The sequence below is a fragment of the Halorubrum sp. B52 genome, from assembly GCF_059752555.1.
This window is the reverse complement of sequence record NZ_MWTG01000009.1, coordinates 706880-722673: the sequence shown is the minus strand read 5'-3', so window position 1 is coordinate 722673 and position 15794 is coordinate 706880. Positions and strand designations below refer to the sequence as shown.

General features: G+C 66.9%; 10 protein-coding genes. 6 read left to right on the top strand and 4 right to left on the bottom strand.

What is annotated here, in order from left to right; translation table 11 throughout:
* Positions 1–503: 503 nt before the first annotated feature.
* Positions 504–1274, top strand: a complete 771-nt coding sequence (locus tag B4V04_RS12160; RefSeq protein WP_144797274.1) for an IclR family transcriptional regulator — start codon at positions 504–506, stop codon at positions 1272–1274.
* A gap of 376 nt (positions 1275–1650) precedes the next feature.
* Here B4V04_RS12160 and ddh read toward each other — a convergent pair whose 3' ends face one another.
* Positions 1651–2589: a D-2-hydroxyacid dehydrogenase gene (gene ddh, locus B4V04_RS12155; protein ID WP_498231973.1), complete on the bottom strand. Its 939-nt coding sequence runs from the start codon at positions 2587–2589 to the stop codon at positions 1651–1653.
* Between the two features lie 166 nt (positions 2590–2755).
* Here ddh and B4V04_RS12150 point away from each other — a divergent pair, with 166 nt between their 5' ends.
* The 3 genes from B4V04_RS12150 (at position 2756) to B4V04_RS12140 (ending at position 10134) form a co-directional block, all read left to right on the top strand.
* Positions 2756–4363, top strand: coding sequence for a thiamine pyrophosphate-requiring protein (locus tag B4V04_RS12150; RefSeq protein ID WP_498231971.1), 1608 nt, complete (start codon positions 2756–2758; stop codon positions 4361–4363).
* Between the two features lie 416 nt (positions 4364–4779).
* Entirely contained in the window at positions 4780–7038 is a 2259-nt protein-coding gene (locus tag B4V04_RS12145; protein ID WP_498231969.1) for an NADP-dependent malic enzyme, read from the top strand.
* Positions 7039–7170: 132 nt separating this feature from the next.
* The gene (locus B4V04_RS12140; protein ID WP_498231968.1) at positions 7171–10134 is read left to right on the top strand and encodes an FAD-binding and (Fe-S)-binding domain-containing protein; all 2964 of its coding nucleotides are present in this window, start codon (positions 7171–7173) and stop codon (positions 10132–10134) included.
* 399 nt (positions 10135–10533) lie between these two features.
* Here B4V04_RS12140 and B4V04_RS12135 read toward each other — a convergent pair whose 3' ends face one another.
* Positions 10534–11778, bottom strand: a complete 1245-nt coding sequence (locus B4V04_RS12135) for a CaiB/BaiF CoA transferase family protein (RefSeq protein ID WP_498231966.1) — start codon at positions 11776–11778, stop codon at positions 10534–10536.
* The gene (locus tag B4V04_RS12130; RefSeq protein ID WP_498231964.1) at positions 11775–12557 is read right to left on the bottom strand and encodes an enoyl-CoA hydratase/isomerase family protein; all 783 of its coding nucleotides are present in this window, start codon (positions 12555–12557) and stop codon (positions 11775–11777) included. The genes B4V04_RS12135 and B4V04_RS12130 overlap by 4 nt, the downstream gene beginning before the upstream one ends.
* 181 nt (positions 12558–12738) lie before the next feature.
* Here B4V04_RS12130 and B4V04_RS12125 point away from each other — a divergent pair, with 181 nt between their 5' ends.
* Positions 12739–13794 carry an isocitrate/isopropylmalate dehydrogenase family protein gene (locus B4V04_RS12125; RefSeq protein WP_498231962.1) on the top strand — a complete coding sequence of 352 codons (1056 nt, stop codon included), beginning with the start codon at positions 12739–12741 and terminating at the stop codon, positions 13792–13794.
* Here the strand turns inward: B4V04_RS12125 and B4V04_RS12120 are convergent, their stop codons facing one another.
* Positions 13795–14226: a universal stress protein gene (locus B4V04_RS12120; RefSeq protein WP_498231960.1), complete on the bottom strand. Its 432-nt coding sequence runs from the start codon at positions 14224–14226 to the stop codon at positions 13795–13797. It abuts the gene before it with no gap.
* A 293-nt stretch (positions 14227–14519) separates the two neighbouring features.
* Here B4V04_RS12120 and B4V04_RS12115 point away from each other — a divergent pair, with 293 nt between their 5' ends.
* Positions 14520–15680 carry a Bug family tripartite tricarboxylate transporter substrate binding protein gene (locus B4V04_RS12115; RefSeq protein WP_498231958.1) on the top strand — a complete coding sequence of 387 codons (1161 nt, stop codon included), beginning with the start codon at positions 14520–14522 and terminating at the stop codon, positions 15678–15680.
* Positions 15681–15794 lie beyond the last annotated feature (114 nt).

The following is a 15794-nucleotide window of genomic DNA, read 5'->3' as shown; positions in this document are numbered from 1 at the left end:
CACGAATTCGGTTTACAGGAGTTGCAGAGCGACAGCGCTCGATATTCCCAGTGTTCGAGCGTTTCGGAAATCGGGATCAGCGATGAGACGCTCGATCGGAGACGTCGGTTCATAAGGAGGGTAGAAAGGGCCTAGATAGGCCTTGGAGAACCCCTAAACCGGAATTTCGCGCGGTACACATTCGACAGTGATCGCTGTCGGAGGTTCGATGACGATTCGGACTAGAAGTATAAAAAATATGGATGTTACGTAATAACATACTAAAAATTATATTTATCTCACCGGACGCGCGGCGCGGCCGTCGGAGGATGTTTTCGGTGAATCGCGAGAGTCGCCGGTGCCGATTCCCCGTCCGCGGGGTCGGTGTGACGGATCGACCGGTGTGACGGAGTGACGGATCCTCCGATGTGATGGCTGCCGAGGGGCGCCGAACGCCCTCCGCTCCGTCCGGACGGCGTGTTCGCCCCATAATTCTTATAACCCGTCTTCGGTGAGATAGGCCCATGAAGAGGCCAAAAACGGAGTCGGTGCGGGCGACGGGGACCTCGATGCGGATACTGACGGCCATCGCGGACCGCGGCGAGGGGGTCTCGATCGCGGAGTTGGTCGAGAGCCTGGATTTGGCCAAGAGCACGGTGTACAAACACCTGATCACGCTCGAGGAGCACGGCCTCGTCGTCAAGCGCGAAGACGGCTACCGGCTCGGCCTCCGGTGTCTGGAGTTCGGCGGGATCGCCCGGCAGTACGACGGCGTCTACGACGTCGCGAAGCCGGAGGTGCGGAAGCTGGCCGAGGAGACGGGCGAACTGGCGAACCTCCTGTTCGAGGAGCGGGGGCTCGGCATCTACGTGTACACCGCCCGCGGCGAGCAGGCGATCGACTTCGACGTCCACCTGGGACGGCGCGTCTACCTCCACACGACGGCGCTGGGCAAGGCCCTGCTCGCGAGCCTCTCCGACGAGCGCGTCGACGAGATCGTCGACCGGCACGGGCTGCCGGCTCGTACCGACGAGACGATCACGACCCGGGACGCGCTGTTCGAGGAGCTCGATCGGATCCGCGAGGAGGGGTTCGCGTACAACGAGGAGGAGCGGCTGGGCGGGCTCGGCTGCGTGGGGACGCCGATCGAAACGGGGGAGCGTCGGAACGCCGCGATCAGCATCATGACGCCGATCAGCCGCCTGAAACCCGAGGACCAGCGCCGCGAGTACACCGAGAGCCTCAACCAGACGGCGAACGTCATCGAAGTCAACCTCACTCACGGACGGCCGTGAGCAAACGAGAAATGGCAAGTAGAAAATCATTACAAGCGTAGTAATGTAATGAGACGGGAGAACCGACCGGACGTTCCGGCGGAGTAGGCCTCCCTCGCCGGACGAATGGTGCGCGCCCGAGTTCGCATATACGAAACCAGAGTTCGCGCCAACGCAGGAGACGCGGGGGGAGAACTGCGACTGTGTTTCGTCATAATTGCGTCTCAGAACCGATCAAAATCTTCGGGATGGCTCTAATAATCGGTGTTGTAGAAGGTACTGTTCGAATGACACAGATATTTTGCCGGAAGCATCGTGTACGAGGTTACGTAAACCGGATAATAAGGCGTTCGCAATGACGAAACAACAGAGAGGTACGAGGTCGGTGCGGGAAGCGTTACGCGACCCGGTTCCGCAGCGATTCGGCCGCTTGGTACCGCTCGACGTTCTCCGTCACGAGCTCGGCGATGTCGAGGTGGTACCGGTTGGTCGCGGACCCCTTGTGCGGCGAGATTATCACGTCCTCGAAGTCCCAGAGCGGGGAGTCGTCGGGGAGCGGCTCGGTCTCGAACACGTCGAGGCCCGCGCCGGCGATCTCGTCGCTCTCGAGCGCGTCGACGAGCGCGGTCTCGTCGACCAACGGGCCCCGGGCGACGTTGATCAGGTACGCGTCGTCGCGCATCGCCTCGAACTCCGCCTCCCCGATCAGACCTTCGGTCTCGGGGGTGTGCGGGAGCGCGAGCGCGACGAAGCGCGCGTCCTCGATGGCGTCGTGGAGGTCCGACGGGTCGAATATCTCCGACACGCCCGGCACCGGCTCGTCGGACCGCCGGATCCCGACCACCTCCATCCCGAGCGCGTCCGCGCGCTCGGCGATCCCGCGGCCGATCGTTCCGAGGCCGGCGACGCAGAGCCGCTCGTTCTCCACGGTGAACGGTCGCTCGTACTCCGGCGTGTACCAGCTCCGCTCGTTCTGGTGGTCGCGGTAGACGTGGTGGAGCCGCGCGAGCGACAGCATGTAGCCGAGCGCGACCTCGCTGACGGTGGTGTCGTGGATGCCGGTGCTGTTGGTGAGCGGAACGCCCGCCGCCTCGTAGGCCGCGGTGTCGAACTCGTCGTAGCCGGCGCGGATGCAGTGAACCCAGCCCGCGTCGAGGAACTCCGGACGGGGGACGTACGTGGCGACGGCGTCGGTCTCGTCGTAGCTCCCGCCGTCGCCGACCAGTTCGACGTCGAGGTCGAGGTCGTCGAACGCCTCGACGAAGGCCTCGGGCGGGATGACGTTCTCCACGGACTCGTGGACGGACAGAGTATCGAGCTGCGCTCGGTCGGACATACGCGGACCGTCGTCGCAGTGCAACATCAGTCCTTCGGGAGCCGGCAAAATAGGGGAGCCGTCGCGGCGGCCCGATCCGCGGCGACCTCCTGGTGACGAAACCGGCCTCTACAGGTACCTTTATTTAACCCCGGGCCGGTGGTTGTGCTATACGATCTAATAAAAGATGAACGTTACAGAAGCCATCGCGAAAGCACTGAAAGAGGAGGGTGTAGAGTACGTATTCGGGTTCCCGAGCAATCCGCTGTTCGACACGGGCGCCGCCGAGGACGCCGGTCTGCGGACGATCATTACCCGTCAGGAGCGGACGGCGGTCCACATGGCGGACGCGATCGGTCGACTCACGTCCGGCGACGAGGTCGTCGCCTTCGCCTGCCAGCACGGTCCGGGAACTGAGAACTCCATCGGCGCCGTCGCGCAGGCGTACGGCGAGTCGGCGCCGCTGGTTGCGATCCCGGCGGGCTACGACCGCGCCAAGACGGACGTCGATCCGAAATTCAACTCCCTGGTGAGCTACCAGAGCGTGAGCAAGACCTGCGAGCAGCTCTCGGACCCGGACGCGGTCGGGGAGACGTTCCGCCGGGCGTTCACCGCGGCGCGCAACGGCCGCCCCCGCCCCGCGGTCGTCGAGGTTCCCAAGGACGTCTTCTGGGAGGAGATCGGCGACTTCGAGTACAACCCGTCGAGCGCCAACCGCGCCGGCGTGGACCCCGACGCGGTCCCGGCGGTCGCGGACGCGCTCGTCGACGCCGAGAACCCCGTCATCTTCGCCGGGCAGGGCGTTCACTACGCGAAGGGATGGGACGAGCTGAAGGAGCTCGCCGAAACCCTCGAGGCGCCGGTCGCCACGAGCCTGAACGGCAAGAGCGCCTTCCCCGAGAGCCACCCGCTCTCGCTCGGCGCCGGCAGCAAGAGCGAGCCCGGACAGCTCGCGCACTTCCTCGACGAGTGCGACGTCCTCTTCGGCGTCGGCTGCAGCTTCACCGAGACGGCGTACGGGATCACGGTTCCCGAGGGGAAGACCGTGATTCACTCGACGCTCGACCCCACCGACATCGACAAGGACGTCGACTCGGAGATGGCGCTCGTCGGCGACGCGCAGATCGTCCTCGACGCGGTGACCGACGCCGTGGCGGAGCGCGTCGACGACGACCGCGGCCGCTTCGACGACGTCGCCGAGGAGATCGCCTCGGTCAAGGCCGACTGGCTCGGCGAGTGGGAGCCGAAGCTCACGTCCGACGAGACGCCGATCAACCCCTACCGCGTGATCCACGAGATCACGAACGTCGTCGACCCCGACGAGACGATCATCACGGCCGACGCCGGGAACCCGCGTGACTTCCTCGCGCCGTTCTACGAGACGGACGAGCCCCTCTCGTACATCGGGTGGGGGAAGACGACCCAGCTCGGCTACGGGCTCGGGCTCGCGATCGGCGCGAAGGTCCGCTTCCCCGAGAAGCTCTGTATCAACATCATGGGCGACGGCGCCATCGGGATGACCGGACTCGACTTCGAGACGGCGGCCCGCGAGGACGCCCCGATCCTCACCATCCACCTGAACAACTACGAGATGGCGTCGTACGACACGCCGTTCAGCGGCGACTTCGCCGACGTCGGCGAGGCCCTCGGCGGCTACGGCGAGCGCGTCGAGGACCCTGAGGAGGTCGCGCCCGCTCTCGAACGCGCCATCGAGAAGACGGAGGAGGGGACGCCGGCCCTCTTGGAGTTCATCACCTCCAAGGAGACCGAGCTCTCTCGGCCCGACCTCGACTGAGGGTCGGGGGAGCCACTCGGCGGTCGACCGCCCCCGCGGCGCGGTCGTCCGGAGTCGGTCCGGCCGTTCGGCCGCGTTCGAGATGCTCGGACGGACCGCCCGCCGACCGCGTGACGGACGCGGAGCGGGGACGAACCGCGCGAGACGAGCACCGCTTCGCCCGAGCGACGGCCGTCCGACGCGCCGGTTCCGCCGCTCGCGGACGAGACGCCCACCGGCCGCCGCGTCGTCCGATCCCGCATACTCGTATTTCGAATCCGCGTCGGTGGGTGCGGCGCGCTGCGATCCGCGTCGGCGGATCGAGGCGGTGGTCGTCGAGCGGAGGCGCGCGTCGCGAGACGGTTGGGATCGGTGTTGGGATCGATGGCCCCGGGAGATGCCCATAAGTATTTATGCGGTTCGCGTGATCGATCGGTATGACGCTGGAAGACGACTCCTTGGAGTATCACCGAGCCGACCCGCCCGGGAAGATCGAGATCGCGACGACGAAGCCGACCAACACCCAGCGCGACCTCTCGCTGGCCTACTCGCCCGGCGTGGCGGGGCCGTGCCGCGAGATCGCAGAGGACCCCGAGAAGGCGTACGACTACACGGCGAAGGGGAACCTCGTCGGGGTCGTCTCGAACGGCTCCGCGGTACTCGGCCTCGGCAACATCGGCGCCACGGCGTCGAAGCCGGTCATGGAGGGGAAGGGCGTGCTGTTCAAGCGGTTCGCGGACGTCGACGTGTTCGACGTCGAGCTCGACATCGCGGACGTCGACCCCTTCTGCGAGGCGGTCGCGGCGATGGAGCCGACGTTCGGCGGGATCAACCTCGAAGACATCAAGGCGCCGGAGTGCTTCGAGATCGAGAACCGACTCCAAGACGAGATGGACATCCCCGTGTTCCACGACGACCAACACGGCACCGCCATCATCAACGGCTCCGGGCTCATCAACGCCGCCGACATCGTCGACAAGGACCTCGGCGACATGAGGGTCGTGTTCTCGGGGGCCGGCGCGTCGGCGCTCGCGACCGCGCACTTCTACGTCTCGCTGGGCGTCGAGCGGGACAACATCACGCTCTGTGACTCGACGGGGATCATCACCGAGGAGCGGGCCGAGGCGGGGGACATCAACGAGTACAAACGGGAGTTCGCCCGTGACGTCGAGGCCGGTGACCTCGCCGACGCGATGGAGGGGGCGGACGTGCTCGTCGGCCTCTCGGCCGGCGGGATCGTCTCGCCGGAGATGGTGCGGTCGATGGCCGACAACCCGATCATCTTCGCGATGGCGAACCCGACCCCGGAGATCGGCTACGAGGAGGGGAAGAACGCGCGCGACGACACGGTGGTCATGGCGACGGGCCGGTCCGACTACCCGAATCAGGTGAACAACGTGCTCGGCTTCCCGTTCATCTTCCGCGGCGCGCTCGACGTCCGGGCCTCGGAGATCAACGAGGAGATGAAGGTCGCCTGCGCGGAGGCGCTGGCGGAGCTGGCGCGGAAGGACGTCCCCGACGCCGTGTTGAAGGCGTACGGCGACGAGCCGCTCCAGTTCGGGCCGGAGTACATCCTCCCGAAGCCGGTCGACCCGCGCGTGCTGTTCGAGGTCGCGCCGGCGGTCGCTGAGGCGGCCATGGAGTCCGGCGCGGCGCGCGAGGAGGTCGACCTCGACGAGTACCGCGACGACCTGGAGGCGCGCGTCGGGAAGTCCCGCGAGATGATGCGGATCGTCACCAACAAGGCCAGACAGGACCCCAAGCGCATCGCGCTCGCCGAGGGGGAAGACGAGAAGATGATCCGCGCGGCGTACCAGCTCTCCGAGCAGGGGATCGCCGAGCCCGTGCTGCTCGGTGACGCCGACGCGATCGCGGGGACCGTCGGCGACCTGGGCCTCGACTTCGAGGCGACCGTCGTCGATCCGACGACGGGCGAGTACGACGAGTACGCGGACCGGCTCCACGAGCTCCGCAAGCGGAACGGCATCACCCGCAGCGAGGCGGGCGACCTGATCCGCAACAACACCGACTACCTCGGCAGCGTGATGGTGGACCAGGGCGACGCAGACGCCATGCTGACGGGGCTGACCCACCACTACCCCTCGGCGCTCCGCCCGCCGCTGCAGGTCATCGGGACCGCCGACGACGCCGAGTACGTCTCCGGCGTCTACATGCTGACGATCGGGAACCGGGTCGTGTTCTTCGCCGACGTCACGGTCAACCGAGAGACCGATGCGGACGTCCTCGCGGAGACGACGCGGCACACCGCGGACCTGGCGCGGCAGTTCAACGTCGACCCGCGTGCGGCGCTGCTGTCGTACTCCAACTTCGGGAGCGTCGACGACGAGGCGACGGAGGCGCCACGGGAGGCGGCCGCCATGCTCCGCGACGATCCGGAGGTCGACTTCCCGGTGGACGGGGAGATGCAGGCCGACACGGCGCTCGTCGAGGAGATGCTCACCGACACCTACGAGTTCTCCGAGCTGGACGAGGCCGCCAACGTCCTCGTGTTCCCGAACCTAGAGTCGGGGAACATCGGCTACAAGCTGCTCCAGCGGCTGGGCGACGCGGACGCCATCGGCCCGATGCTCGTCGGCATGGACGAGCCGGTCCACGTGCTCCAGCGGGGCGACGAGGTGAAAGACATCGTCAACCTCGCGAGCGTCGCCGTCGTGGACGCCCAACAGCGCGAGTAGCTCGCCCCGTCGGGCGCTCTCGACCTCTCGACTCTTTTTAATTCGGTTTGTCCCGCCGTCCCGCGCGATCGCCGTACCTTGGTGACGCGTAACATTCATGAGCACGCCACGCCGAATGCATGCAACTGACCGATGGGATCTAAAAACACAGCACCCGATCCGTCCACCGACCCCCGGGCGAACTACGACTACCGGAGCGAAACGGAACAGGACTCGGCGCTCGTGGCCGACCTCGACGCGCTCGTCGACGGCGACGTCCGCTTCGACGAGTACTCCAAGCAGATGTACGCGACCGACGCCAGCGCGTACGAGGTGACGCCGATCGGGGTCGTCTACCCGACCTTGACCGCGGACGTCGCCGCCGTGATGGAGTACTGCGCGGCGGAGGAGATCCCGGCGCTCCCCCGCGGCGGCGGGACGAGCCTCGCCGGGCAGTCGGTGAACGAGGCGATCGTCTTGGATTTCACGCGGTACATGACCGACGTCGTCGACGTCGACCCGGAGAACGCGAGGGTCCGGGCTCGGACCGGGATCACGCTCGGCGAGCTGAACCGCACCCTCGAACCGCACGGGCTGAAGTTCGCGCCCGACCCGTCGACCGCGGACCGGAGCGCGCTCGGCGGCGCCATCGGGAACAACACGACCGGGGCCCACTCCCTGAAGTACGGGAAGACGGACGCCTACGTGGAGGAGGTGGAGGCGGTGCTGTCCGACGGGAGTGTCGAGACGTTCGGCGAGGTCGCCGTCGACGAGCTGCGCGAGGGGGCCGACCCCGAGGGAGAACTTCTCGAACGGATCTACGCGGAGGTCGTCCGGGTCATCGACGAAGAGGCCGACGAGATCGACGAGCGGTACCCCGACCTCAAGCGGAACGTGTCGGGGTACAACCTCGACGTGCTGATCGAGGAGGCCGAATCGGGGACCGTCAACCTCGCGCGACTGCTCGTCGGGAGCGAGGGGACCCTCGCGATCGTCACCGAGGCGGAGGTGAGCCTCGAACCGATCCCGGCGACGAAGGGGGTCGCGCTGCTCACGTACCACGACCTGCTCGACGCGATGGAGGACGTCGGCCCGATCCTCGAACACGACGCGGCGGCGGTCGAAGTGCTCGACGGCGTCCTCGTCGAGCTGGCGCGCGACCTCGAGGAGTTCAAGGACGTCATCGGACTCCTGCCGGACGAGACCGACTCGTTTCTGCTGATCGAGTTCTACGCCGACGACGAGGAGACGGCCAAGAGGAAGGTCGACGACCTCCTCGAGGACCGGGTCGGCGACCTGGCGTTCGACGGGATGGCGGCGTACGACGAGGAGACCCAGAAGAAGTTCTGGAAGATGCGGAAGGCCTCGACGCCGATCCTGCTGTCGCGGACGGGAGACGAGAAGCACATCGCGTTCATCGAGGACCTCGCGATTCCCCCGGAGCACCTCCCGGAGTACACCAAGGAGTTCAAGCAGATCTTCGAGGACCACGACACGTTCGGGAGCTTCTACGCGCACGCCGGCCCCGGCTGCATGCACGTCCGGCCGCTCATCAACACGAAGACCGCCGAGGGGACCGAGACGATGGTGTCCATCTCCGACGCCGCCACGGACCTCGCGGTGAAGTACGGCGGGTCGGTCTCGGGCGAGCACGGCGACGGGCGCGCCCGGACCCAGTGGAACCGGAAGCTGTACGGGGACCGCCTCTGGCACGTCTTCCAGGACCTGAAGACCGCGTTCGACCCCGACTGGCTGCTCAACCCCGGGAGCGTCTGCGGCGACCACGACATGAGCGAGAACCTCCGGTTCGGGGAGGAGTACGAGTTCGACGCCGGCTTCGAGCCGGCCTTAGAGTGGGAGAACGAGAACGGGTTCCAGGGGATGGCCGAGCTCTGTCACGGCTGCGGCGGGTGTCGCACCAGCCAGGAGGGGGCGGGCGGCGTGATGTGCCCGACCTACCGGGCGTCACAGGAGGAGATCACCAGCACGCGCGGCCGCGCGAACATGCTCCGGCAGGCGATGAGCGGGGACCTCCCCGAGGGCGAGCAGTTCGACACGGAGTTCATGCGGGAGGTGCTCGACCTCTGCGTCGGCTGTAAGGGGTGTTCGATCGACTGTCCCAGCGAGGTCGACATGGCGAAGATGAAGGTGGAGGTCGAACACGCCCACCACGAGGAGCACGGCGCCGACCTCCGGTCGAAGCTGTTCGCGAACGTCGACGCGCTCTCGAAGCTCGGGAGCGCGACGGCGCCGCTCTCGAACCTCGGAACCAAGGTCCCCGGCGCGCGCGTCGTCATGGAGAAGACGCTCGGCATCGCTCGGGAGCGCTCGCTCCCGACGTTCCACCGCGAGACGTTCGTGGACTGGTGGGCGGACCGCGGCGGGTCGACGGTGGACGAGACGGACGCGGACCGACGCGTCGTGCTGGTGCCCGACACGGTCACGAACTACAACAACCCGAAGGCCGGCAAGGCGGCGGTCAAGGTGCTCGAGGCGGCGGGAGTCCACGTCGCGGTCGCCGACGAGATCACCGACAGCGGCCGCCCCGCGCACTCGAAGGGACTTCTCGGGAAGGCGCGCGAGACGGCCGAATCCAACGTCGCGGCGCTGGCGCCGCACGTCGACGACGGGCGCGACGTCGTCGTGGTCGAGCCGTCCGACGCCGTCATGCTCCAGTCCGACTACCTCGACCTGCTGTCGTCGGACGACGCGGCCCGCGTGGCCGGGAACGCCTACGGCGTGTTGGAGTACCTCGACACGCACCGACTCGACGAGGCGCTCGACGTCGACGGCGGCGCGGAGCGGCTCACGTACCACGGGCACTGCCACCAGAAGTCCGTCAAGAAGGACCACCACGCGGTCGGCGTCCTCCGGCGGACGGGGTTCCGGGTCGACCCGCTCGACACCTCCTGCTGCGGGATGGCCGGGACCTTCGGCTACGAGTCGGAGCACTACTCGATGAGCCAGGCCATCGGCTCGATGCTGTTCGACCGGATCGACGACAGCGACGGCGACGCGGTCGTCGCGCCCGGCGCCTCCTGCCGGACGCAGATCGGCGACGAGTACGACGAGAAGCCGCCGCACCCGATCGAGAAGATCGCCGACGCGCTGGCGTAGGGCGCGGCGGCTCGCGGGCGTCGTTCGTTATTTAAATAGTGATGAGCGACGGCGACGGTGTCTATAAACGATCGCGACGGTGCGGTGGCGCGTGCCGCCGAGCGCCCAGCGGGCGCGAGGAGCACGCGCGAGGGAGTCGGTCGCCCGGAGCGAAGCGGAGGGCGGCCGACGAGGCTGGGGAGGCGTGAGGCTGCGGTGCCGTGCGGACGGGTAGGGCTCAAAGGGGCGGCCGCGAGGGCGAAGCACGGCGCAGTAAGCACTGGAAGGAGCGAACGAAGTGAGCGACCGAAGCGCGCAGCAAGCCGCGCGAGTCCTCGCGGCTGGGGCTTTGGAAGTGTTCACCGTCGGTCTCCGATCAACCGTATATAAACAAACGAGCCGAAAAAAGGCGTTCTCGTACTAGTCGCCGAACGCGCCGCCCTCTCGCCACTCGTCGAGCGTAGTCTGGTCGCCGGCGACGTCCGCGAACACGGATTCCGTGTGCTCGCCCAGCCGAGGCGCGGGCGACCGGATGACGTCGTCGTGGTCGGGGAAGTTGATCGGGTGGCCCGGGAGCAGGCACTCGCCCCAGTCGGGGTCGTCGTGCTCGACGACGAGGTCGCGCGCCCGCGTCTGGTCGTAGTTGACGACGTCCTCGACGTCGTTTATCGGGCCGCAGGGGAAGCCGTAGTCGATGAGGCGGTCGAGCCAGTAGTCGGTCGACTCCGTCTCGAACTCCTCTTCGATGATCCCGACGACGGTGTCGGCGTGTTCGAACCGGTCGTCGTTCGTCGGGTACTCCGCCAGCTCCTCGCGGCCGACCAGCTCGACGAAGTCGTCCCACCGGTCGTCGCTCGGGACGCCGGTGACGAGGGCGCCGTCGGCGGTCTCGAAACGCTGGTACGGGACGAGCGTCTGGTGGGAGGTGCCCTGCGGCCCCGGAACCGACCCGTCCATCGAGTACGACGTGAGGTACTCGTTCATCAGCGTCACGATGGAGTCGAAGAGACCGACGTCGAACTTGCCGTTGAACGAGTCGGCGCCTGCATCGCCGTCGGCGCCCTCGCCCTCCGCACCGCCGTCGTCTCCGCCGCCCGCGTTCCCCCGTTCGTAGAGCCGGGCGAGGATCCCGATCGCGGTGAACATGCCGGTCGTGAGGTCGCCGATGGCCTGCCCGACCTTGACCGGCTCGCCGCCCTCCGGCCCGGTAACGCTCATGATGCCGCCCTCCGCCTGCAGGATGAGGTCGAGGCCGGCCTGCTTCTTCCGCGGGCCGGTCTCGCCGTACCCCTTGATGCTGGCGTAGACGATCTCCGGGTTCCGTTCTCTGACGGCGTCGTGGCCGACCCCGAGCTTGTCCGTGACGCCGTAGCCGAAGTTCTCGATGAACACGTCGGCCTCCTCCAGCAGCGACAGCGCCGCCTCGGTGCCGGTCTCGGACTTGAGATCGAGCGTGACGGAGCGCTTGTTCCGGTTGTTCGCCATGAAGTAGCCGGACTTGCCGTCGGGGCCGACGCCCTGACTGCGGGCGGGGTCGCCGACGCCGGGGCGCTCGATCTTCACGACGTCGGCGCCCATGTCGGCGAGGAGCGCGCCGCAGAACGGACCCGCGCGGTGGCCGGTCATCTCCACGACGGTGAGGCCGGCGAGCGGTCCCCCCGTCATGCGTCGTTGAACTCGTCGACGAGCCGTTCCCGTTCGTCCGTCGCGAACTGCTCCCACCACACCTCGGACTCGAACTCGCGGTTCTCCTCGGCGCTCTGCGCGTCGACCGCGTGGTTGAACGCGCGCTTGGAGTTCTTCACCGCGGACCGGCCCGTCCCCCGGATCGCCTCGACGATCCCGTCGACCGTCTCGTCGAGCTCCTCGCGCGGGACGGCGTGGTTGACGAGCCCGATCCGCTCCGCCTCGTCGGCCTCGATCATCCCGGCCGTGTAGACGAGCTCCTTCGCTTTCGCCTCGCCGACGAGCTCGATCGCGCGCCACGTGGAGTTCCCGGTCGGGATCTGGCCGATGTCGGTCACGGGGACGCCGAACTTCGCGTCGTCGACCGCGATCCGCATGTCGCAGTACATCGCGAAGATGAGGCCGCCGCCCACGCAGTAGCCGTTGACCTTCGCGATGACGGGCGCGTGGCACTCGAACGGCTTGCGGTACATCTCGTAGAACAGTTCCTGGCGGTCCTTCTGTCGCGGGTCGTGCTCCTCGGCGCTGCCGGCGTACTGCGAGATGTCGGCGCCCGCGGAGAACGCGTCGTCGCCCTCGCCCGTGATAACGACCACGTCGATGGACCGGTCGAGCTGGATCTCGTCGAACGCCCGGAGCAGGTCCAGCATGACCGTGTCGTTGAGCGCGTTGTACACCTCGGGCCTGTGAAACTCGATCGTCGCCACGCCGTCGGTGACGTCGAGCGAGATACTCTCGTAGGCTGTCTCGCTTACCATGAATCACACTCCCATCGGGGAGTGAAAAGTATTGTGAGTGGGGTAATCGCGGGGGTCGCGAGTGGCGAGATCTCGGGCGACGAGCCCCATCAGACCCGGGGGATAGATCGCCCCGCGCATCGGACGGGCAAGGGGTGCCACGGCCCAAAGAGTTTACCTTGTGTGAGCGAATTTCGGAACTATGTCGTACGAGATAGCGACGATACCAGGCGACGGTATCGGTCCGGAGGTCGTCGATGAAACGCTCCCGCTCCTTCACGAGGCGGCGTCCCGCCACGGCGTCGACGTCGAGTTCACGGAGTACGATTGGGGGACGGAACGGTACCTCGAGACCGGGGAGATGATGCCCGATGACGCGCTCGACCAGATCGTCGACGCGGACTCGATCCTCCTCGGCGCCGTCGGCCATCCGGACGTCCCGGACCACATCACGCTGCACGGGCTCCTGCTGCCGATCCGGAAGGGGTTCAATCAGCAGGTGTGCAAGCGCCCGTCGATCCTCTTCGACGGCGTCGAGAGCCCGCTCCGCGGGTACGAGGCCGGCGACATCGACTTCGTCGTGTACCGGGAGAACACGGAGGGAGAGTACTCGGACGCCGGCGGTCGCGTCCACGAGGGGTTCGACCACGAGGTGGCGATCCAGAGCGCGGTCCACACGCGCGAGGGGACGGAGACGATCGTGCGGGCGGCGTTCGAGGCGGCGACGGAGCGCGAGGGGCATCTGACGAGCATCACGAAGTCCAACGCCCAGGCGTTCAGCATGACGTTCTGGGACGACGTCGTCGAGGACGTCGCGACCGACTACCCGGACGTCGAGGTCGAGTCGCTGCTCATCGACGCCGGGAGCATGGACCTCGTCCGCAGACCGGAGGAGTTCGACGTGTTGGTCGCGTCGAACCTGTTCGGCGACATCCTCACCGACATCGGCGCCATCGTCAGCGGCAGCATGGGGCTCGCGCCGTCCGGGAACATCAACGTCGACGCCGAGTACCCGTCGATGTTCGAGCCCGTTCACGGGAGCGCTCCCGACATCGTCGGGCAGGGCGTCGCGAACCCGATGGCGACCGTGCTCTCGGCCGCGATGCTGTTCGAGGACCTCGGTGAGACGGCCGTCGCCGACGCCCTCTGGAGCGCGGTTCGGGAGGTGCTCGCCGCCGACGACGCCCCGGCGACGCCGGACCTCGGCGGGTCCGCGTCGACCGGAGAGGTCGTCGCGGCGATCGAAGAGCGGCTCTGATCAGTCCGTTCGGAGCGAGACGACCGGGACGTCGGAGTTGAGCATCAGGGACTGAACGACGCTCCCGAACAGCGCCTTTCCGACCGGCGACCGCTTTCGACCGGCGATGACGAGGTACCTGGCGTCGTTGGACTCGCCGTAGTTGATTATCTCGTCGGCCGGCTCGCCGAGGAGCCCCACGGCCTTCGCGTCGTCGACGCCCGACTCGTCTATCGCCTCCTGCGCGAGCTCTTCCGCGATGTCGAGGATGTCGTCGGTCGGGATCGATTTGCCGGTGTCGCTCACGCTGGTTCGTTCGAGTCCGACGAACTCCGAACGGGACAGGACGTGGACGACGTGGACGGGTTCGCCGAACGCCTCGCCGAGCTCGTTCGCTTCCTCGACGATGCCCGGCGCTCTCTCCGACTGATCGACGGCTGCAACGATTACCATAGAGACCGTATTCACCCCCGGATTATAAAAGGTTCCTCCCGGTAGGTTGCCCCGTGACGCGGGACCGCGGCGCGCCGCGCGAACCGACAGCGAACGACGGCGGCGGCCGACCAAGACCTCGCCGGGCGACCGGGGCATACCGCCTTTGTATACCAAGTCGCCGCCGAACAACGGAGATTTTGATAGAAACATTTATGATAATGCCATCGAATGGCATGCATGGATACGGCGAAAGCCAACCCCGAAAGCGGATCCGGGCGAGAAAATCCAGCTAAGCCGACCAACGTGACAAGATGACAGAAGAAACACCAACCGACTCGGTCGAATCGACGTCAAACACGAAGCGGCGACGCTTCCTGCAGGCGATCGGCGCAACCTCCGCCATTTCGCTCGCCGGCTGTTCCGGCAACGGCGGCGACGGCGGTGACGGCAGTGACGGAAGCGACGGAAGCGACGGAAGCGACGGCAGTGACGGCAGTGACGGCAGTGACGGAAGCGACGGCAGTGACGGCGGCGACGGCGGCGACGGATGGTCCCCCGACGGAACCGTCCGGTACATCGTCCCGTACGACGAGGGCGGCGGAACCGACACGTACGCCCGCGGTATCCAGGAGGGCTTCCAGGACGAGCTGGGCGAATCGCTGCAGATCGACAACATTCCGGGCGCCGGCGGCCTGAACGGTCTCGGCGAGCTGTACCGCTCGGAGCCCGACGGACAGACTATCGCGGGCAACGCGGGCCCGCTCGAGGTCGCGCCGCAGCTGCTCAACGAGCCGGACTTCGACATCCGCGACCTCACGGGACTCGGCGTGGTCGGGCAGTCGACGTGGTGTCTCGTCGTCAACGAGGAGTACGAGGGCGAGGTCGAGACGTTCGACGACGTCCTCGCGAAGTACGAGAGCGGCGAGTGGGAGAACATCGGCGTCCAGTCGTCCGGGAGCTCGCAGGACATCATCGTTCTGCTGTACAAGTACGCGTACGAAGATGAGGTCGGCTGGAACTGGCAGAACCGCGTGCAGTACACCGGGACGGGCCCGGTGGCGCAGGCGGTCGCCAGCGGCGAGGTTCCCTGTGGTATCGGGACCGACGCCGGGACCCAGTCCGTCGTCAACACCGGTCGGATCTACCCCGTGGTGACATTCTTCGGGCCCGGTACCGGAGTCTACCCGGACATCGATTCGGTCACCGACCTCGGCTACCCCGAGATCGACTTCGTCGGCGGCGTCTGGCGTGGCATGTACGGCCCGCCGGAGATGGATCAGGAGATCGTCGACTTCTACGCCGAGACGCTGGAAGCGACCACCGAGCACGAGGCCGTGCAGTCGTGGAGCGAGGAGACGGGGAACCCGGTCGTGTGGGAAGGACCGGAGGTCGCCGAGCAGAACTTCGAGGACGCCTTCGCGCAGTACGAGGAACTCGAAATCCTCGACCTCGTCAACGAGAACCAGCCCTGAGCCGGTCGCGACGCGTCGCGCGTCGTACTTAATTTATTTATACTTGGAGTCCGGCGGATCAGTTAACACTGTCATGGTCAATTACTCACAACGACTTGAAGGAATCACAGCAGA

What these genes read in the sequence shown, in the direction of transcription:
- B4V04_RS12160 (WP_144797274.1), top strand. Translation starts at nt 504, where the DNA reads ATGAAGAGGCCAAAAACGGAGTCGGTGCGGGCGACGGGGACCTCGATG.
- ddh (WP_498231973.1), bottom strand. Translation starts at nt 2,589, where the DNA reads ATGTCCGACCGAGCGCAGCTCGATACTCTGTCCGTCCACGAGTCCGTG.
- B4V04_RS12150 (WP_498231971.1), top strand. Translation starts at nt 2,756, where the DNA reads ATGAACGTTACAGAAGCCATCGCGAAAGCACTGAAAGAGGAGGGTGTA.
- B4V04_RS12145 (WP_498231969.1), top strand. Translation starts at nt 4,780, where the DNA reads ATGACGCTGGAAGACGACTCCTTGGAGTATCACCGAGCCGACCCGCCC.
- B4V04_RS12140 (WP_498231968.1), top strand. Translation starts at nt 7,171, where the DNA reads ATGGGATCTAAAAACACAGCACCCGATCCGTCCACCGACCCCCGGGCG.
- B4V04_RS12135 (WP_498231966.1), bottom strand. Translation starts at nt 11,778, where the DNA reads ATGACGGGGGGACCGCTCGCCGGCCTCACCGTCGTGGAGATGACCGGC.
- B4V04_RS12130 (WP_498231964.1), bottom strand. Translation starts at nt 12,557, where the DNA reads ATGGTAAGCGAGACAGCCTACGAGAGTATCTCGCTCGACGTCACCGAC.
- B4V04_RS12125 (WP_498231962.1), top strand. Translation starts at nt 12,739, where the DNA reads ATGTCGTACGAGATAGCGACGATACCAGGCGACGGTATCGGTCCGGAG.
- B4V04_RS12120 (WP_498231960.1), bottom strand. Translation starts at nt 14,226, where the DNA reads ATGGTAATCGTTGCAGCCGTCGATCAGTCGGAGAGAGCGCCGGGCATC.
- B4V04_RS12115 (WP_498231958.1), top strand. Translation starts at nt 14,520, where the DNA reads ATGACAGAAGAAACACCAACCGACTCGGTCGAATCGACGTCAAACACG.